The 18860-nt window shown below is 74.8% G+C and carries 12 protein-coding genes; 4 read left to right on the top strand and 8 right to left on the bottom strand.

Annotated elements, in window-relative coordinates:
• Positions 1-223 precede the first annotated feature (223 nt).
• From ACFYNS_RS18600 to ACFYNS_RS18590, 3 genes are all read right to left on the bottom strand, one after another.
• Positions 224-5209: a DNA repair ATPase gene (locus ACFYNS_RS18600; protein ID WP_388603885.1), complete on the bottom strand. Its 4986-nt coding sequence runs from the start codon at positions 5207-5209 to the stop codon at positions 224-226.
• 93 nt (positions 5210-5302) lie between these two features.
• Positions 5303-7375, bottom strand: coding sequence for a flotillin family protein (locus tag ACFYNS_RS18595; protein WP_360297172.1), 2073 nt, complete (start codon positions 7373-7375; stop codon positions 5303-5305).
• 206 nt (positions 7376-7581) lie between these two features.
• Positions 7582-8196, bottom strand: coding sequence for a hypothetical protein (locus ACFYNS_RS18590; protein ID WP_388603883.1), 615 nt, complete (start codon positions 8194-8196; stop codon positions 7582-7584).
• Between the two features lie 253 nt (positions 8197-8449).
• Here ACFYNS_RS18590 and ACFYNS_RS18585 point away from each other — a divergent pair, with 253 nt between their 5' ends.
• Complete coding sequence (locus ACFYNS_RS18585; protein ID WP_027760730.1) at positions 8450-9517, top strand: helix-turn-helix domain-containing protein; 1068 nt, start codon at positions 8450-8452, stop codon at positions 9515-9517.
• Positions 9518-9540: 23 nt separating this feature from the next.
• Complete coding sequence (locus tag ACFYNS_RS18580) at positions 9541-9951, top strand: TIGR03618 family F420-dependent PPOX class oxidoreductase (protein ID WP_360297178.1); 411 nt, start codon at positions 9541-9543, stop codon at positions 9949-9951.
• Between the two features lie 19 nt (positions 9952-9970).
• Here the strand turns inward: ACFYNS_RS18580 and crcB (ACFYNS_RS18575) are convergent, their stop codons facing one another.
• Genes crcB (ACFYNS_RS18575) through crcB (ACFYNS_RS18565) form a run of 3 tightly spaced genes read right to left on the bottom strand, consistent with a single transcriptional unit; the run spans position 9971 to position 11180 of the window.
• On the bottom strand, positions 9971-10354 hold the full coding sequence (gene crcB, locus ACFYNS_RS18575; RefSeq protein WP_360297181.1) for a fluoride efflux transporter CrcB: 384 nt from the start codon (positions 10352-10354) through the stop codon (positions 9971-9973).
• Positions 10351-10731, bottom strand: coding sequence for a DUF190 domain-containing protein (locus ACFYNS_RS18570; protein ID WP_360297183.1), 381 nt, complete (start codon positions 10729-10731; stop codon positions 10351-10353). Before ACFYNS_RS18570 ends, crcB (ACFYNS_RS18575) begins: the two co-directional genes overlap by 4 nt.
• A complete protein-coding gene (crcB, locus tag ACFYNS_RS18565; protein WP_388603879.1) occupies positions 10728-11180 on the bottom strand; it encodes a fluoride efflux transporter CrcB in 453 nt (150 codons plus the stop codon). Before crcB (ACFYNS_RS18565) ends, ACFYNS_RS18570 begins: the two co-directional genes overlap by 4 nt.
• 351 nt (positions 11181-11531) lie before the next feature.
• On the opposite strand from crcB (ACFYNS_RS18565), the gene ACFYNS_RS18560 reads away from it, so the two are divergent.
• Together ACFYNS_RS18560 and ACFYNS_RS18555 are read left to right on the top strand one after the other, a co-directional pair.
• A complete protein-coding gene (locus ACFYNS_RS18560; protein ID WP_388603877.1) occupies positions 11532-12347 on the top strand; it encodes an endonuclease I family protein in 816 nt (271 codons plus the stop codon).
• A gap of 325 nt (positions 12348-12672) precedes the next feature.
• Positions 12673-13350, top strand: a complete 678-nt coding sequence (locus tag ACFYNS_RS18555) for a transglycosylase family protein (protein ID WP_388603875.1) — start codon at positions 12673-12675, stop codon at positions 13348-13350.
• Between the two features lie 122 nt (positions 13351-13472).
• Here ACFYNS_RS18555 and ACFYNS_RS18550 read toward each other — a convergent pair whose 3' ends face one another.
• Positions 13473-15029 (bottom strand): von Willebrand factor type A domain-containing protein, encoded by a 1557-nt coding sequence (locus ACFYNS_RS18550; RefSeq protein ID WP_388603873.1) that lies wholly within the window; start codon positions 15027-15029, stop codon positions 13473-13475.
• A 120-nt stretch (positions 15030-15149) separates the two neighbouring features.
• Positions 15150-18800 (bottom strand): BTAD domain-containing putative transcriptional regulator, encoded by a 3651-nt coding sequence (locus ACFYNS_RS18545; RefSeq protein ID WP_388603870.1) that lies wholly within the window; start codon positions 18798-18800, stop codon positions 15150-15152.
• Positions 18801-18860: the final 60 nt, after the last annotated feature.

The raw sequence follows: 18860 nt of genomic DNA, 5'->3' as shown, positions 1-18860 counted from the left end.
GGGCCCGCGCCCCGCCGAAGCCCTGGGTACGGCCCCTGGGCGCCGTCCGCGGGCCGGCTGCGGGCCGGCTGCGGGCCGGCTGCGGGTCGGCTGCGGGCCGGCTGCGGGTCGGCTGCGGGCCGGTCCGCTCCGCAGCCGCGCTCCCGCTCTCGCTCCCGTCCGGGTATCGGCCCGCCCCCGGGCGGGGCACCGGAGGCGCTCCCGTCCCGGTACCAGGGCGCTCTCACCCCTGCTCCGGTGCCCGGGCGGCGGGCTGCCGGCGGAGGGCCGCCTCCACGGCGGCCACCCGGTCGGCCAGCAGGCCGAGCGCGGCGACGGCCCGGGCCATCGGGTCCGTGTCGGTGTCGCCGAGGGCCTGGGTGCGGACGTAGCCGCGCTTGATCTCCGCCCACCGGTCCGCCCGGTCACCGCTGAGCACGCCGCGCAGTTCGGCGAGCTTGAGCAGGTTGGCCTCGGCGTCCGCGGTGAGGGTCTGCGCCTCGGCGGTGAAGTGGTCCTCGACCAGGGCGCCCAGCTCCGCGTCGTTCATGACCGGCTGCACCCGCTGCACGATCTTGTTCATGGTGCGGTACGAGCCCTGGAGCCGGAACGGCGGCTCGGTGCGGGTCGCGTCGGTCTGTCCGGCGGAGGCGATGTAGGCCCGGTTGACCGCGAGGACGGTCTCGCGCACCGCCAGCACATGGCGCAGCACGGCCAGAATCCGGTCCAGCTCGGCGGGCGGGCAGGGGTGGGAGAGCCGGTCGGCCCGCGCCTCTGCCGCACCCCCGGCCAGTGCGACCAGCAGTTCGACGTCCGCGCGGGGGCGGGCGGCCAGCGGCGCCAGCACCGGGTGGGAGGTCAGCGCGTTCTCCACAAAACTGAGTGCGAAGGCGTCCTGCTTGCCCGTCAGCACCTCGCCCAGGTTCCACACGTCGGCCCGGTTGGCCAGCATGTCGGGGATGCGGAAGCGGCTGCCGGAGCCGGTGTAGGGGTTTCCGGCCATGCAGACGGCGAAGCGCTTGCCGCGCAGGTCGTAGGTGTGCGGCACGCCCTCCCAGACGCCCTCCACTCGCCGGGTGCCGTCGCACAGCGGGATGAACTTCTCCAGGAACTCCGGCGCGGTGTGCTGGATGTCGTCCACGTACAGCAGGGTGTTGCTGCCCGCCTTCAGCGCGAAGTTGATCTTCTCCAGCTCCTGCCGCGCCGTCGCGTGGGGCGCCTGCGCCGGGTCCAGGGAGGTCACCTCGGAGCCGAGGGCCGGGCCGTTCACCTTGACGAGCAGCAGTCCGAGCCGTTCGGCCACGTACTCCAGCAGTGTCGTCTTGCCGTACCCCGGCGGGGAGAGCAGGAGCAGCAGTCCGCCGAGCGCCCCGGCTCCGGTGTCGGTACCGAGCTGCTTGGCCAGGTTCTCGCCGATCAGCGGCAGCCACACCTCGTCGATGAGTCTGCTGCGGACGAACCCGGGCAGGGCCTGCGGCCGGTGGTCCGCCAGCCGCAGCCGGTCCCGCTCCTGCGCGACCAGCCGGGCGCGGCGCCGCTGGTGGGCGCGGAAGGCGGGCACCGCCTCGGTCCGGAAGGCGGCGGTGCGGGCGAGGAACTCGTCGATCCGCACGGTGAGTTCGCCCTCCCGGATGCGCGGGTGGGCGCCGAGCAGTCCGGTGGCGGTGCGGGTGAGCGGCGCGTCGCCGTCGTAGCGCTCCAGCTCCGGGCACAGCTGCGCGGCCACCGCCTCGGCGAGGTCGCCCGGGGTGAGGCCGGAGCCGGTGGAGCGGGCGTAGGAGGACAGCCAGGCGCCGGCCAGTTGGTGCCGTTCGGTGAGGGTGTCCAGCGCGTCGAGGTCGGCCAGGTAGCCGTCGTGGAGGTCCGGGTCGACGCTGTGGCGGAACTTCTCCAGCAGCGCGCGGGCCGCACCGCTGAGCACGAACCCGGCGGCGGCGCCGGTCAGTTCGTGCAGCAGGTAGTCGGCGGCGGCCTCCGGCCGGACGCCGGTTCCGGCGGCGGCCGGCTGCTCCCGGCCGAACGTCCCGATCGCGGCCGCCAGCTCGTCGCGGAGTCCGGCGCCGACCGCCGCCGGCCCGAACGCCTCGTCCGCGCGGGCCAGCGAGACGGCCCGCCGCGTCCAGGCGTCGCGCTGCGCGGGCCCGGTGCCGTAGGTCCAGAACAGCTGTGCGACGGCCCGGGCGTCCGGCTCGTGGCGCAGCGCCCCGGCTCCCTCGTGCAGCTCCAGCAGCGTGCGCAGGACGAGGAGGGCGTCGTGGTCGTGGACGCCGCGCTCGTAGCCCTCGTCGTAGGCGTCCCGGGCGGCCTGCCGGACCAGTCCGGGCAGGTCCTCGGCCGCGCCGAGGGCCTGCGGGCCGTGCTCGTCCAGCAGCCGGGCCGCCAGGTGTTCGGCGCGGTAGACCTCCGCCGACTCGGAGGGGACCAGCCGCTCGCCCAGCGCGCGTTCGGCCAGCAGTTCCGGGTCGGTGACGGGCGTGCGGTAGTCGGTGCCGGTCAGGGTGAGGGCCAGCCCGTCCCCGTCGGGTACCAGGGTCAGGTCCAGCGGCTGGGTGTTGACCGCGAAGCGGTGGCGGCCCAGGCGCAGCACGCTGCCGCCGTCCAGGTACAGCTCGCCGCGGTCCCGCAGGGCACGCGCCGCCTCCTGACGCGCGGTCGACAGCCGGTCCTCCAACTCCTGGGCGCGGGCCGACTCGCCCGACTCGCGCAGGGCACCGGCGGTGCGCCGCACGGCGTCCGCCATCGGGTCGGAGGTGAAGAACGCGGCGAGTTCCTGGCTGTCGGCCAGCTCGGCGGCGCGCCGGGCGAGGGTGCCCAGGGTGCGCTCGGCGGAGCCGACGAGCTGTTCGGTGCGGCGGGCCCTGGCGTCGGCCAGCGCCTGTTTGCGGGCGGCGAAGGCGTCGTTGAGTTCGGCGCGCTTGGCGTCGAGGTCGGCGAGGAAGTCGGGGGACTCGGCGAACCGCCGCTCCAGGTCCTCGACCTTCGCCAGCAGCCGGGCGTGCTGGGTGTCGCACTGCTGCGGGGTGTCGCCCGCGGTGAGCGCGGCGGTGAGGGACTGGCCCAGCAGTGCGAACTCCGCGGCGAACTCGGCCCGGGACTCGCTCGCGAGCAGGGTCCGGCGGCGGGCCTCCGCCGTGGCACGGGCCCGGTTGAGCCCCCCGGCCACCTCCGAGACGCGCTCCAGGACGGCGGTGCGCACGGCCGCGTCGCCCGCCTCCAGCGCGCCGATCACCTCGGTGACGGTACGCAGCCCCTGGTCCAGGGCGCCGATCCGCTCGGCGACCGCGGCGGCCTCGGCGGCCGTGTCGGCGTCCCGCGCGGCGGCGATCAGCTCCTCGATGTCGCGGTGGTGGTCCGCGAACGCGCCCTCCTCGCGCAGGCTCTCGACCGCCCGCAGCCCGAAGGCGGCCAGTTCGGCTTCGGCTTCGGCCGCCAGCTCGGCGGCGCGCGCGGTGTCGGCGTAGCGCGTCTCGGCGCAGCCGAGCAGTCTGCCCTGGGCGGCGCGCAGCGCGGTCAGCCCCTCGACCCACGCGGTGGCCGGGCGGGCCTCGTCGCCGCGTACCTGCCGCACCACCGCGGCCAGTCCGGTTGCCGCGGCCTCCAGCTCCTCGGCGGCCTGCCGGGTGAGGTCGCGGACGGTCTCGAACTCGGCGAGCACCTGCGCGGCGGTGCCCGCCAGCTCCTGGAGCGGAGTGTGCAGGTCGCCCGTCTCCGGGGCGCCCAGCCAGGGGTGACTGTCCGCGGTGCGCCCGCAGGCGGCGGCCAGGGCCCGGTAGCGCTCCGCGGTCGGCTCGCCGTGTGCGGGCGCGGCGGAGCGGGCGACGGCCAGGCACGCGGAGATGCCGCCGACCAGGTCCCGGTTGCCGATCCGGGCCAGCGGTCCGGCGTCCCCGCCCGCCGTTCCTCCCGAGGCCGCCTCGAACGCGTCGGACACGTACGGGGACGCCCAGGTCTGCACGGTGTGCACCCGGCCGTGCTGCACGCCGTCGTCGCCGTCCGCGCGCAGCACGGCCAGGGTGCCGTCGCCGAAGAGCGCGTGCCCCTTGCAGACCAGCGGGGCGGCGAACTCCTGGCGCAGGGTGCTGTAGGACAGCAGCAGGTCGCGGCCGCCGGCCTGGGGCGCGTGGAAGGCGAACAGCACGTCCTCGCCGTTGGGGGCCCGCAGTGCGGCCTCGAAGCCGAACCCGGCGGTGTCCACCGCGTCGAAGGTCTTCCACTCGCCCGAGGCCAGGTAGTAGCCGCCGGGGAAGACCACGCCGCCGTCGCCGGGCAGCCGGCGGCAGGCCGCGCCGATGCCGTCCAGCCGGACCACCTGCCGGGTGAGCGGGTTGACGACCAGGTAGCGGCGCTGCTCCTCCTTGTAGGGCCGCACCCGCAGCAGGACGAGCGGGCCGACGGCGGCGTGCGCGATCTCCGCGTCCGCGAGCGACTGGAGGGCGTCGCTGACGGGTTCGCGGTACAGCTCGTCGGCTTCCGGGACGCCGGTGCCGACGCCGGTGCCGGGGCCGCTGCCGGGGCCGGTGCCGGGGCCGGTCTCCGTCTCGTTCCCGGTGCCGTGCCCGTCCCCGACGGTGAGGAAGCCGCCGACCGTGGAGACGTGGACCCCGTCGCCGACGGCGACGTACGGACGGCGTCCGGAGACGTGGTCCTCGCGGGTCGCCTCGGTCCACGCCAGGTCCTGCTCGGCCGGTGCGGTGTGGTCGCGCTCGCCGCGCGCGTCCAGGAACCGGGCGCTGCCGCCGTCCGGGGCGAGTTCCCAGCGCAGCACCCGGATGTCGGCGGGGTTCTCGCCGGTCTGGAAGACGGCCAGCAGCCTGCCCTCGACCGGGCGCAGCCGCAGCAGCCTGGCGTGCCGGTAGTAGCGGTGCAGCGCGGCGAACTCGTGCCGGAAGTCGGCATCGTCCAGCAGCCCGGGCACCGCGTCGGCGGGCAGCGGGTTCAGCTCCCGGTCGTGGAGGGCCAGCACGTCGCCCGGTTCGGTCCGGCCGTCCGCCGGGGCCGGTCCGGCGTGGCGGCCGAAGAGCAGCCGGTCCCCGACCGCCACCACGTCGCGCGGCAGGCTCGGGCGTTCGCTGTGCAGCCGTCCGGTGCCGGTCAGCGCCAGCCGCCGGGCGCCGAACTCCTCGGTGCGCAGCACATCGAGCGCCTCCGCGCGGCGGGCGAGTTCGGCGGCCTGCGCGGCGAGCCGGTCGCGCAGCACCTCGTACGTTCCGGTGTCCGGACCGGTGTCCATCGCGGGCTTCCTTCCTCGGGGCGGGTGGGTGCGGGGCAGGTGCCCGGTGGGCCGGGGCGGTTCGGCCCCGGCCCACCGGGCGCGGACTGCGGGTCAGTCCTGGCCGCCGCCGTGCGCGGCGGCGGTGCGGCCGTCCCCGTTCAGCTCGGCCAGCGGCATGTCCGCCAGGCCCAGGCTGCGCGCGGACTCCAGCAGTTCGCCCAGCCGGCCGGACTGCTGCCCGCCGTCGCTCATCAGCTTCGTCAGCAGCGCGGAGACGGTCAGGTTCTGCACGTCGCCGGTGCTGAAGGAGCCCAGCACCCGGGTGAGGTCGCGGGTGAAGTCGGCGGAGCCGTCCAACCACGATCCGGCCAGGGCCTGCGCGGTGCGGGAGTTGTCGACGAAGCCGTCCACACTCTTGCCCAGCGAGACGGCGGAGACGAGCCGGTCGAAGAAGGCGGACTCGCCGCCGACGATGTCGATGTCGGCACTCTCCAGTCCCTTGGCCAGCACGGCGGCCTGTGCCTCGGCGAGCTGCCGCTGGGTGTCCAGTCCGGCCAGCCGCACCTCCTTGTCGGCCTCCAGGCGCAGCCGGTACTCCTCGTGGGCGCGGGACGCCTCGTCCAGCGCCGCCATCGCGGCGGCCTTCTCCGTCAGGCCCTCGGCCTCGGCCTTGAGCTTCTCGCCGACCGCGGCGGCCTCCGCCTCCGCCCGGGCGCGGGCGCCCTCGGCCTCGGCGCGCAGCCGGGCCGCGACGGCCTCGGCCTCGGCCCGGCCGGCCTTCTCGATGACCTCGGCCTCCTTGTCGCGCACCTGGATCTCGGCGAGCCCCGGTGCGGCGTTCTCGGCCTGCACGCCCTCGGCCAGCCGTGCCTTGGCCTTGGCGTCCAGATCGGCGGCCTTGAGCCGGGCCTCGGAGAGGGTGAGTTCCTCGGCGGCCCGGTGGGTGGCGGCCTGCTCGGCGGCCTCGGCCGCCTTGATGTCCTTGACCAGCTTCTCCTGTGCCTCGGCCTCGGCCGCGATGACGAGGGCCTGCCGGTCGCGCTCGGCCTCCTCGACCGTGCGCAGCTTCTTGATGGACTCCTCCTGCTCGGCGACGGTCCGGTCGACGGCGACGCGTTCGCGGATCACCTCGGCGATGTCCCGGCGCTGCGCCTCGACCTCCTTCTCCGCGGAGATGCGGGTCAGCTCGGTCTCCCGGTCGCGGGCGATGACCTCCAGGAGGCGGTCCTTCTCGATGCGCTCGTTCTCGATGGCGATGACGCGTTCGCGGTTCTTCTGGGCGACGGCGATCTCGCGGTTCTGGTTCTCGCGCTGCACCCCGAGCTGCTCCTCGGTGCGCAGGAACGCGGCCTGGGCGCGCTGCCGCTCCTCCTCCACGACCCGCGCGGTCTCCGCCTCCTCGCGGGCCCGCACGGTCTCGACCTCGCGCTTCTGCTTGGTCTCGGCGTCCGCCTGGCGGCGCTCCAGCTCCAGGATCGCCTCGCGTGCGTCGACGTTCTGCCGGGTGATCTCCTTCTCCTCGCCGCGCTGGAACTCGTTGGTGCGCACGTGTTCGGCGGCGGTCAGCTCGGTGATCTTCCGGATGCCCTGCGCGTCCAGCACGTTGGCGGCGTCCAGCTGGGCCAGCGGCGTCTGCTCCAGGTAGTCGATGGCCGCGTCCTCAAGGCTGTAGCCGTTCAGATCGGTGCCGATGACCTGGATGATGCGGTCGCGCAGTTCGTCGCGTTTGGTGTACAGGTCGGCGAAGTCGAGCTGCTTGCCGACGGTCTTGAGCGCCTCGGAGAACTTGGCGTTGAACAGCTCCTGGAGCGTGCCCTTGTCGCTGGCCCGCTCGGTGCCGATGGCCTGCGCGACCTTGATGACGTCCTCGACGGTCTTGTTGACCCGCACGAAGAAGGAGATGCGGATGTCGGCGCGGATGTTGTCCTTGCAGATCAGCCCGTCCCGGCCGGTGCGCGAGATGTCGATGGTCTTCACCGAGATGTCCATGACCTCGGCCTTGTGCAGGACGGGCAGCACGACCTGCCCGGTGAAGGTGACGTCGACCTTGCGCATCTTGGAGACGATCAGCGCGCGCCCCTGCTCGACCTTGCGGAAGAGCCGGGAGACGACCAGCAGGGCTGCGAGCACGATCAGCAGGACGACGGCGACGAGCACGCCGAGGCCCAGGTTGAAGGTTTCCATGTGACGACCTCTACGAAGAAGGAGCGGCTCGGGGAGCCGGTGTGCGGTGGTGCCCGGTGGCCCGCGGTCCGGCCGGGGCCGGTGCGCGCGCATGGCGGCGCGGCGGTCCGCCGGGTTGTCCGGCGGTGCGGTGACTTCACCGTGCGGTGGTGCGGTGGTGCTGTGGTGCGGTGGTGCGGCGATGCTGTGGTGCGGTGGTCTGTGGGTCAGTCGAAGGTGCGGCGCGGGTCGAGCGCCGGGTCGAAGGGCGCCACCCAGAAGAACTCGCCCTCGGCGTCGTAGGCGTACAGCAGGCCGGTGCTGCCCCGCGTCAGCCGGGCGGTCCCGTTCTGCCGGACCTGGACGAGCGCGCTGGAGCCGTCCTCTGCGGTGACCTCGGCCTGGCCGAACCGGCCGTCCACCTGGCGGGTGCGCACGGTGCAGGTCAGGCCGACGAAGTCGTGGCGTGAGGGGCCGGTTCCGGTCGGCAGCGCCCGGGCCGCGACATGCGCCGCGGCGCGTGCGAGCGGCCAGCCCGCCGACGGTGCGGCGACCAGCAGCGCGGCGCCGGCGGCCGCCTGCTGCCCCGGCCCGAGCCCGGCCCGGTCGAGCAGCAGCCCGCCCGCCAGGCTCAGCAGCCAGGCGACCGCTGTCAGCAGCGAGACCCCGACGGCGGCCGGCAGTCCGGCCAGGCCGTGGAAGGCGGCACCGAACGGTGCGGCGGCCTCCTCCGGGTCGACGCTGCCGAGGGCCGCGAGCAACCAGCCGAGCACGACGACGAGCAGGGCGGCGGAGAACACGACGGTGGGGAAGGCCGTGGTCGCTTCCAGGAAAGTTCCCATGGCCGTCCCCTCCGTCGCCCCCGTTGGCCTCAGCGCCGCACCCCCTGCCGGTGTACGGCACCCCCTGCCGGTGTACGGCACTGAGGCATCCCCCGGTTCCCCCCGGATTCCCCCGTGGTTCCCCCCGTGGCAAGCATTCTGTCCGCGGAGCACGCCGCACCGCATTGCCGGAACCCGGCAGCGTTCTCTAGGGTCTGCGTGCCGGACGGCGTCAAGGAACCGTCAACGCGGCACCAGGAGAGCGGAGATACGGGTGAGTGACGCTGCGCGCATACCGGAGACCTATCTGGACGGCTACGTCGCACTGCTGGACGAGGTCTGCCGGACGGGCCGCCGGCTGAAGCGGGACGAGTTGGAGACCCGGCGCGAGCTGGGGGAGCGCGCGGCCGACGCCGGGTTCGGGCTGCGCGACCTGGTCAGCGCCCACCTCACGGCCGCGCGGACGGCCTGGCCGACCCTGCCGGGCGACGCCGACAGCCTGCTGACGGTGATGCACCAGGTGGTCGACGCGGTGGCCGAGGGGTACGAGCGCGCCCAACGGCAGGCGGTCCGTCAGGAGGAGGCCACCCGGCGGGAGTTCATCGACGACCTGCTGCACGGCCGCAGCGACCTGGGCCGGCTGGCCGAGCGCGCCGAGCGCTTCGGGCTGCGCCTCTCGCACACCCACGCGGTGGCCGCGGCGCGCGGTCCGGCCGACTACGACGAGAGCCACCAGGTGGCGCGCCGGGTCGAACGCGCGCTGATCGCCCGCTTCCACGACCGGGGCATCCTGCTGACCACCAAGGAGGGGCGGATGCTCTGCGTGGCGCCGGGCGACCAGCCCGAGGTGCTCACCTACTTCGCGAAACAGTGCTACGCCGCGATGGACGGCGGCCAGGTGGCGATCGGGCGTGTCCAGCCCGGTCCGGGCGGGGTGGTGCAGTCGTACGAGGAAGCCGTCAGCGTCCTGGATCTCGGCGCCCGGCTGGAGCTGCGCGAACCGGTGCTCTACGCCTCGGATCTGCTGGTCTACCCGGTGCTGACCCGCGACCGGCAGGCCATGGCCGACCTCGTGCAGGCGACGCTGGGTCCGCTGGGCGCGGCCCGGGGCGGGGTCGAACCGCTGCTGGAGACGCTCACCGCCTATTTCGAGTCCGGCTGTGTGGCCGCGGAGGCGGCCCGGCGGCTCTCGCTCAGCGTGCGCGCCTTCACCTACCGGCTGGAGCGGATCCACCAGTTGACGGGGGCCAGCCCCACCGACCCCGCACACCGCTACATGCTGCAGACCGCGGTGATCGGCGCCCGGCTGCTCGGCTGGCCCGGTACACCGCTGAGCGCGTGACGGGGGCCGGTAGCGTTCCGCCCATGAGTACTCAGACCGCGGCCGGGGTGGATCCCGGCTTCTGGGAGGAGCGCCGCATCTGCTTCCTCACCACCCCGCGTCCCGACGGCACCCCGCATCTGGTGCCGGTCGGGGTGACCTACGATCCGCAGACCCGGATCGCCCGGGTCATCAGCAGCCGCTCCAGCAAGAAGGTCCGCAATGTGCTGGCCGCCGGGCCCGAGGGGGCGCGCGCGGCGGTGAGCCAGGCCGAGGGGCGCCGCTGGTGCACCCTGGAGGGCACCGCCGTGGTACGGGACGACCCGGAGTCGGTGGCCGACGCCGAGGAGCGCTACACCCGGCGCTACAAGCCGCCCCGGCCCAATCCGGACCGGGTCGTCGTCGAGATCGCCGTCACCCGGGCGCTGGGCACCGCCAGGCCCGCGGGCTGGTGAGCCGGGGCCGCGCGGCCGGTCAGCCCCAGGCGGCCCGGGCCAGCGCGACGCCCGCGAAGGCGGCTCCGAGTCCGGCCGCCAGGCTCGCCGCCACGTTGAGCAGCGCGTAGCGGGCGGCGCCCTGCTCGGCGAGGCGCAGCGTCTCGTAGGAGAACGTCGAGTAGGTGCTCAGCGCGCCGCACAGCCCGGTGGCCAGCAGGAGCTGCGCCTGCGGCGCCCCGAGGAACGGGGCGCCGGCCAGCGCGGCGCCGGTGAGCAGGCCGAGCAGCAGGCAGCCCGCGACGTTCACGGTGAACGTGCCCCAGGGGAAGAGCGCGTCGTGCCGGGCCTGCACGGCCCGGTCGGTCAGATAGCGCAGCGGCGCGCCGACGGCGGCGCCGACGCACACGTACAGCCAGTTCACGCGCCCGCCCCGCCGGTCTCCCGGGGAGCGCCGCGGCCCGGCAGGCGGACCGTCCGTACCTCGTCGAGCAGCACCGGGCTCTCCCCGGTCAGGTCCTCCAGTTCGGGGAGGAAGGCCCGGATCCGGTCGGCCTCGTCGACGATGACGACGGCCACCGGCAGGTCCTCACTCAGCGACAGCAGCCGGGTGGTGTGCACCATCGAGGAGGCGCCGAAGCCCTCGATGCCGCGGAAGACGCTGGCACCGGCGAGCCCGGCCGCGTGGGCCCGGTGCACGATCTCGGCGTACACGGGCCGGTGGTGGTGCTGGTCGCTCTCGCCGAGCAGCACGGTCAGCCGCAGTGCCGTCCCGTACCGGGCCGGGTCCGCTTCCGTCATCCCTGCCTCCCTGAGATCAGCCGGCGGGTGGTGCCCGCCGCGAGCCCGACCGCCGCCATCGCGCCCACCAGCGTCAGCGCGAGGTAGCCGAGCGCGGTGCCGGTCGCGTCCGCTTCCAGCAGCCGCTCGATGTCCACCGCGTAGGTGGAGAAGGTGGTGAAGCCGCCCAGCACCCCGGTTCCCAGGAACGGCCGCACCAGTCGGTGTGCCGCCCATACGTCGGTGATCAGGGCCATGAACACGCCGATGACGGCGCATCCGGCTACGTTGACCCCGAGGGTGGTCCAGGGGAAGGCGCCGTGCGGGGTGGGCCACAGCAGCCCGGCACCGTAGCGGGCGCAGGCGCCGAGCGCGCCGCCGAGGGCCACCACCGCCACGACGGGACCCTGGCCGCGCAGCACCACGGGCGTGCGCGGGGGCCGCGCGGGGCTCCGCGAAAGCCTCTCCACACCTGTCTCCTACTCGCCGGGCGCCCGTGGGCGCGCGTCGTCGCAAGCAGGGACCGTTGGCGGCGCCGTCGCCGCGGTTGGTGTCCGGCGAGCCCCACCGCCGTGCGGGGCCGGGCGGCCGCCGCGCCCCCAGGTTAACGCCGGTCCCGTGGCCCCCGCACCCGCGGGGCCGCGCCGGGCGCGGGTCGCCGCCCGGAAGCAGAGGGGAGCCGCGGACGGGGTTCGCGCATCGGGTCGTCCCCCTTGCATGTGTTCGAAAATCTGGCAGGCTCCCCCCGTCCCATGCCAACACGGGGCGCATTCGGGGGTCTTGACTTCCGCACGTGCCCCGTGCCGTCGAGAGGACCCCCCATGCGTGTTGTTCACGCTCCTCTGGCCACCGCCCTGGGCACCGCCGCACTGCTGGTGCTGTCCCCGCAGGCCTCGGCCATGCCCCTGACCCCCACCGACCCGGCCGCCTCGGCCACCGCCTACGACGCTCCCGCCGACTACTACCAGGACGCCGAGGGCAAGACCGGCTCCGAGCTGAAGGCGGCCCTGCACGGCATCATCGAGGACTCCGAAGCGCTCTCCTACGACCAGGTGTGGGACGCGCTCAAGGCGACCGACCAGGATCCGGACGACTCCTCGTCCGTCGTGCTGCTCTACAGCGGCCGCTCGCAGAGCGCCGACGACAACGGCGGCGGCGCCGACCAGTGGAACCGGGAGCACGTGTGGGCCAAGTCGCACGGCGACTTCGGCACGGCGACCGGTCCCGGCACCGACATCCACCATCTGCGCCCCACGGATGTCTCGGTCAACAGCACCCGCGGCAACAAGGACTTCGACGAGGGCGGCGAGGAGGTCGACCAGGCGCCGGGCAACCGCACCGACGACGACTCCTTCGAGCCGCGCGACGAGGTGAAGGGCGACGTGGCCCGCATGGTGCTCTACATGGCCGTGCGCTACGAGGGCGACGACGCGTTCCCCGACCTGGAGCCCAACGACGAGGTGGACAACGGCTCGGCGCCCGCCATGGGCCGTCTCTCGGTGCTGAAGCAGTGGAACGAGCAGGACCCGCCGGACACCTTCGAGAAGCACCGGAACGACGTCATATACGACCAGTTCCAGCACAATCGCAATCCGTTCGTCGACCACCCGGAGTGGGCCGACTCGATCTGGCCCTGAGAACGCGTGGTGCGGGGCCGGAGTGCGCGGACGCGCCCCGGCCCCGCACCATCCGGCGCCGGCCGCTTCCCACCGCCGTGCACCCACCGGCGGAACGTCCCCGCTTGTGACGCTTGTCTCCGACGGCTACGTCACACCCACCCGTGCCGATCTTCACGCAGGCGCATCACCAGCACAGATGTCGCTGTTGGGTGTCAAGCGGCTTCAACGATCTTTAACGCCCCTCGTTGGAGCATTCGGACAGACGTGCTTACGGTCGCTCCCGCTCGACACGTTCGCCCCGCACCAGTGGGCGGACAGCCGCGACCGTAAGGAACGAAAGACCATGCTGTTCTCCGGCAAGGGCCGTCATCGTCGCCCCAGCAAGGCCGCCCGTATCGCCGCCATGACCGGTGTCGCCGGCGCGGTGGCCGCCGTGCCGCTGGTCTCCGCGACGGGCGCGCAGGCCGCCTCGGTCGACACCTGGGACAAGGTGGCCCAGTGCGAGTCGAGCGGCAACTGGCAGGCCAACACCGGCAACGGCTACTACGGCGGCCTGCAGTTCTCCCAGTCGAGCTGGGCCGCGGCAGGCGGCACCGCCTACGCCTCCCGCGCCGACCTGGCCACCAAGGACCAGCAGATCGCCGTCGCCGAGAAACTCCTCGACATGCAGGGCCCCGGCGCCTGGGCCTGCGCCGGAGCCGGCGGGCTGACCGCCGGCGGCCCCGCCGCCGAGGTGAACCCCGACGGCAACCAGCCCCAGCCGCAGCACAAGTCCGCACCCGAGAAGGCGGCGCCCGAGAAGGCGGAACCGAAGAAGGCCGCCCCGAGCAAGCCCGCCCAGCCGCGGCAGCAGGCCCCCGAGAGCGGCCACGGCAACTACACCGTCAAGCCGGGCGACACCCTCAGCGAGATCGCCGAGGCGCACGGCACCACCTGGCAGCGGGTCTACGCGGACAACAAGTCCACCGTCGGCGACGACGCGGACCTGATCCTGCCCGGCCAGAAGCTGCAGGTCGGCTGAGCAAGGCCGAAGCTTCCCCAGACCGCCGTGGCCCGTGCCCCTTCCCCCGAGGGCGCGGGCCACGGCTCCTTTCCCGCCCGGCCCGCCGGCTCAGCGGGCCGTCTGCCGTCGGGCACCGCGGGTCAGGAGATGCTCCGGGCCCGGCTGATGTTCTTCGCCAGCCCGGCCGCCGAGCTCAGCCCCGGCTCCTCCGCCAGCCGGTCCGCCTCGGAGCGCAGCTTCGCGAACGACGGCGCGGCGGGCAGCGGCCCGGCCTCCGCGGCTGCCGGACTCGGCTCGGGGCCGGGCGCTGTGGCGTCCCCGCCTGCCCGCAGCGCCTCGGCGAAGTAGGCGGCGACCGCGGACAGCCGCAGATACGGGGAGACCTCGCCCTTCCACAGGCTCTCCCCCGCCAGTTCCGAGGCGGCGATCGTGTGCTCCTCCTCGTGCGGCTTCCGGCTGTCGGGGTCGAGCCAGCGCACCGTCGCGGTGGCCGCCCTTCCCTTCGCGCCGTCTTCAAGCTTGACCGCGTACAGCGCCGTGACCGTGTGCCCCGGGCCGACCTCTCCCCCGTCGACCGTGTCGTCGCGGAAGTCGTCGTCGGCCACCTTGCGGTTCTCGTAGCCCAGCAGCCGGAAGTCGGTGACCGCGTCCTGGTCGAAGACAACTTGGGCCTTGGCGTCACGGGCGCGCAGTTCGATGTTGCGGGGCAGCTGGTTGACGAAGACCTCGTGGGCCTCCGCACGGGTGGAGAGGTAGACGGTGCTGCCGTCGCCCTTGTTGGTGAGGCGCTCCATCAGCGCGTCGCCGTAGTTCCTGCCCACGCCGACGCCGAAGAGCGAGATGCCCTGCTCCTTCCGGTAGCGGGCGACCTCGTCGAGGATCCGGTCCGCGTCGGTCTCCCCCATGTTGGCGAGCGCGTCGGACATCAGCACGACCCGGTTGGTGGCCCCTGAGCGCCGGTGCTCGGCCGCCTGCCGGTAGCCCTGCTTCATCCCCGCGCCCAGGTCGGTGCTGGACCGCGGCTCCAGCTCGTCGACGGCCGCCCGCAGCCGGTCGCGGCCGCCGTCGTCCAGCCGGGTCATGGGCAGTACGGTCTCCGCCTTCCCGCTGAAGGTCACCAGCGAGACGGAGTCGCTCTCGCGCAGCCGGCCGGCTGCCGTCCGCAGTGCGTCCTTGACCAGGTCCAGCCGGCCGGGCCCGCGCATCGAGCCGGAGACGTCGAGGACGAAGGTGAGCGCGGCCGGGCGGCGCGGCGCGTCCGGGTCGCTCTTCCTGGTGGCCAGCCCGACCCGCATCAGCGACCAGTCGCCCGCACCGAGGCGGGCTCCGTCCGCCGAGACGGAGAAGCCGTCGCCCTTGGGCCGCCGGTAGCCCTGCGGAAAGCTGTTGACGAACTCCTCGGTGCGCACCGTGCGCGGAGCCGGCCGGGCGCCGTCCCGGAGCATGCGCTGCGCGTAGCTGTAGGACGCCGTATCGACGTCCAGCGCGAACGTCGAACGGAAGTCGGCCGGTTCCTCGGGCTTCCCGGAGGCGCCGTTCCGCGGCTGGGCGGCACCGCCCTCCGCGTAGCCGGGGGCGCCCCGGCCGCCGCCCTTGTCGAGGCTCGTGGCCTTGGTGTCATGGATGTCCCCGGTGCATCCCGACAGCACTCCCACCGCCACCGCCATGGCGACCCCCGCGAGCCGTGCCCGCCTCATCGCGTCCCCCTCACACCGTCGCGTTCAGTTGCGTTCCTCCGGTGTGACGGGAGACGGCGCCGCCGGGACTCGTGCGGAAGGTCGCGATTCGGTGACAAACCGTTCACGGCCGACGGGAGTTCAGCGCGGATACGCGCCCGGGGCCAGCTCCTCCAGCAGGGCCCGGGTCCGCGGCGGGAGGCCGCGCTCCGCGCCGTGCAACGCGGCGGCACGCTCCGTGACCCAGCGCACGGCCTCGTCGAAGACGGCCTGCTCCCCCGTGTCGTGCGCGGCCCGCAGCAGCGCGTCCCACAGCCGTTCGTCGGCCGAGGCGGTCCGCAGCGCCGCGTACGCCGCGTCGACCGCGGCGCCCGGTTCGCCGAACCTGAGGTGCTCGGCGCAGAGCGCCAGCCCGACCTCGGCGACGAGCAGCGGGTGCTGGGCCTCGACCGCGTCGTGGGCGAGCCACCCGTACCGGCCCTGCGGCCGGTCGCAGAGCAGCGGTCCGCGGGCGAGGTCCAGGGCTTCGGTCAGCTTCTGGCGGCGCACCTGCGCGGCCAGCCTGCTGCCGCGCTCCCCGGTGCAGCCGTGGTGCAGGGTGCGCAGCACGTCCCAGTCGGAGACGACGGAGGAACGCAGCGCGAGGCGTCCGTCCTTGTCGGTGGACAGCCGGGGCGTGCCGTCGGTCTCGATGCCCAGCCAGCCGCGCAGCCGTTCGACGAGTGCGTCCCGGACGTCGTCGGTGACGCCCTTGGGCCACAGTGCGGAGGCCAGCACCCGCGGGTGCACTCCGTCCCGGTTGAGCAGCAGCAGCGCCAGGGCCTCGTGCAGCAGCGCGCTGCGCGCCTCCTCGGGCGGTTCGATCCCGGTGACGTCGTAGTTGCCCATGATCCGTGCGTAGACGGCCGGGCGGCCGCCCTCGCTCAGGTCGACGCGGAACCCGGGGCCCCGGCCGCTCTCGGCCCGCTCTCCGTCGGCGTCGGCGAACAGCTCGACCACCGCGGTGCGCAGTTCCTCGGGCAGCAGCTGGGCCCGCACCTGGAGTCCCATCCGGGGCGCGGCCAGGGTGCCCTCCGCGTCGACCGTGAACTCCCACACGGCGCTGGGCAGCCGCCCGCCGGCCACCCCGACGACGAAGCCGACGCGCGGCCCCCCGCGTTCGGTGGCGAGCGCCGCCAGCCGGTGCGCCTCCTCCTCGGTGGGCTCAGCGCCGACGAGCACCACCTGGGGTGCCGCCTGCGCGCCGGAGGCGGCGGGCCCCTCGGTCCGCGCGGCTTCCCGCTCGCGCAGCAGCGCCGCCACGTCGGGCAGGTGCCGCACCCGGTCGGGTGCCAGCGCGTGCAGTTCGGCGCCGAAGCCGACGAGGGTCAGTCCGGTCCCCTGCGACCAGCTTCCGGTGGCGAGTTCGGCGGCAACGGAGGCGAGGACGGCGATGCGCCGCTCCTCCTCGCCCGCGACCGACACCAGGCCGGGCACCGACTCCAGGTTGAGCAGCAGCCGCGCCTCGCCGCGCAGGCCGAGGCTGACCAGGGCCGGGTAGGGCGGCGGGCCGCTGGTGTCCACGTCGAAGCGGGTGTGCGAGCGCTGGATGGTCCAGAAGGTGGGGCTCTGGCCGAATCGCCAGGGGGCCGGCGGCTGTCCGGTCTCCTCGGCCAGTTGCAGATGCAGGTCCTGGCCGGTCAGCCAGGCCGCGTAGACGACGGGCAGCGCCCGCCCCGCCTCGGCCAGGTCCTCGGCCAGCCCGCGCAGCGCCCGGTCCAGGAACCGGACGGCGCCGGGGTCCGCTCCGGCCAGGAGCGCGTCGCGGGCCAGCGCGGCCGGGTCGGAGGGCGGCGTGAAGTCGTCGCCGGTCGCGCGCCGGGACCGGCCGGTGACCGCCTTCCACAGCGCGGTCCGCCGCCGGCGCCCCAGCGCCGCCAGCACGCCCGCCGCCAGCAGCGGTGCCCCCAGCAGGGCTTCGGGGAGTCCCACCGGGCCGAGCACGCCGTCTCCGGTGTCCCCACCGGCCTCGTCCTGCGCGGCGCCCGACGAGTCGAGCCGGTTGCTCCGGTCGGCCTCCGGGATGTCGGCGTGGTCGAGGTCGGCGGCGGTGTCGTCCTCCGCCCGGTCCCCGGTGCCGGTGCGGCCTTTCTCGCCCCGGTCGTGGTCCCGGGCGCCGTCGCGGTCGTGGTCCGCCGGGTGCCGGTCGCTGCCGGCGGGCGCGGAGTCGTGGGAGGTGTCGGGGTCCGTCCCGCCGGGCCGGATGTCGTCGGGCTGGGGGACGCCGGGGCCCGGGAGGCCGTCGTCGTCCGCCGAGTCCCCGAGGTCGTCGGTGCGGGTCGGTTCCCGCTCGGCCGGGGTCTCGGGGACGGACTGCCCCTGGCGGTCGGGGCTGTGCGCGTCCGGCGGGACGTCCAGCCGCTCCTCGGTGTCCGGCCGTGCCCGGGCGTCGTCGGTGTCCGTGTCGGTGCCCTCGTCCGCGCCGGTACCGGTGCCGTCCGCGTCCCGGTCGGCCGGGGTGTCCCGGTCGCCGGGGGTCGGCCCGCCCGGGTCGCCGCTGTCGTCCGGGGCCTGTTGGTCCGGCTTGGTGGCCGCCGGGTCCTCCGGGACGCTCGGCTGCAGCGCGGGGTCGGAGTCATCGTCCCGGGCGTCGTCGTCGGACGAGTCCGGTACCGGGTCGGCGTCCCGGTCGGGCGTGCCCTTCTCGGAGGTGTCCCCGCCCGGTGCGTCACCGCCGGGCACCCCGCTGCCGGGACCGTCGCCGCCGGGCGTGTCGCTGTCGGGCGTGTCGGTGCCGGGCGTGTCGCTGTCGGACTCGCCGGGCGCTGTGGGCTCGTCCTGCGCCGAGCGGTCCTCGTCCTGCGGCGCCGGCTGCTGCCGCCGGTCGCCGTGGCCACCGCCCGCGTCACGGCCCGAGCCGCTGTCCTGGTAGCGCTCGAACTGGGCGCGCTCCCGCTCGCCCAGTTGCTGCGCGTCGTCCGGCATCTCGACCAGTTCGCCGCCGTGCGCGTCGGCAGGCATCTCCATGATCCAGCCGGGCCGGATGAGGCTCGCCTCGGACAGCCGGGAACCGTCCGGCTGCACCCGGTCCTTGTTGAGCCGGTAGATCTCCTTGTACCGCCGCCCGTCGTCCAGGTGCCGCTCGGCGATCTCCCACAGCGAGTCGTGGTGCCGGCCCACCGGCGGCTGGATGCGGTAGAACTTCGTCCGCTCGGCCCGGTCGGAGGCGCCGCCCGTGGACTGCCGCCCCGCGCCGTCGCCCTTCCCACCGGCGGCGGCCAGCACCACCGTGTCGCTGCCGCTCCCGCCCATGACGTGCGCACCGCCGCCGTCCAGCAGCGCGTCGGGCCCGGCCGACTGCTGCTGTCCCGGCAGGAGTTGGGCACTGGCGACGGTCTGCGCCGACTGGTGCGGCTGGACATGGTGGCCGAGCTGGGCCAGCCCGGGCGCGAAACTCGCCGTGGTCGAGCCCAGCAGCAGCACCGCGGTGACCAGCTGCCGGGCCAGCAGCTGGCTCGGGCCCGCACCCGGCACCCGGGCCGGCAGCCCCACCCCGGAGAGCGCGCCCTTCACCTCGACCAGCACGCAGGCGGTGAACTGCGCCCAGGCCAGCCAGACGACGACCGTCAGGACGTCGATGAAGACCCCGGCGCTCACCTCGTCCCGCAGCATGTCCAGCGTCGGCATCCGGTGCGGCAGCGGCCAGCCGATGAAGTACGCCAGCGCCGCGGGCACCCCGGCCACCAGCGCGGCCAGCGCGAGGAACGCGCCGCACGCCTTGAGCAGGTCCCCGAACGTGCGGCGGGTGCGCACGGAGACGGGCGTGCGCGAGCGGGCACGGGACCTGGACCCGCCGGGGGCCGGTGCCGGTGT

The organism is Streptomyces sp. NPDC006925 (assembly GCF_042869575.1).
Classification (GTDB): Bacteria; Actinomycetota; Actinomycetes; order Streptomycetales; family Streptomycetaceae; genus Streptomyces.
This window is presented reverse-complemented; position numbering and strand designations above follow the sequence as displayed.

Coding starts and splice junctions, on each gene's coding strand:
- ACFYNS_RS18550 (WP_388603873.1), bottom strand. CDS start 15,029: ATGAGGCGGGCACGGCTCGCGGGGGTCGCCATGGCGGTGGCGGTGGGA.
- ACFYNS_RS18555 (WP_388603875.1), top strand. CDS start 12,673: ATGCTGTTCTCCGGCAAGGGCCGTCATCGTCGCCCCAGCAAGGCCGCC.
- ACFYNS_RS18600 (WP_388603885.1), bottom strand. CDS start 5,209: ATGGACACCGGTCCGGACACCGGAACGTACGAGGTGCTGCGCGACCGG.
- ACFYNS_RS18590 (WP_388603883.1), bottom strand. CDS start 8,196: ATGGGAACTTTCCTGGAAGCGACCACGGCCTTCCCCACCGTCGTGTTC.
- ACFYNS_RS18595 (WP_360297172.1), bottom strand. CDS start 7,375: ATGGAAACCTTCAACCTGGGCCTCGGCGTGCTCGTCGCCGTCGTCCTG.
- ACFYNS_RS18560 (WP_388603877.1), top strand. CDS start 11,532: ATGCGTGTTGTTCACGCTCCTCTGGCCACCGCCCTGGGCACCGCCGCA.
- ACFYNS_RS18570 (WP_360297183.1), bottom strand. CDS start 10,731: ATGACGGAAGCGGACCCGGCCCGGTACGGGACGGCACTGCGGCTGACC.
- ACFYNS_RS18580 (WP_360297178.1), top strand. CDS start 9,541: ATGAGTACTCAGACCGCGGCCGGGGTGGATCCCGGCTTCTGGGAGGAG.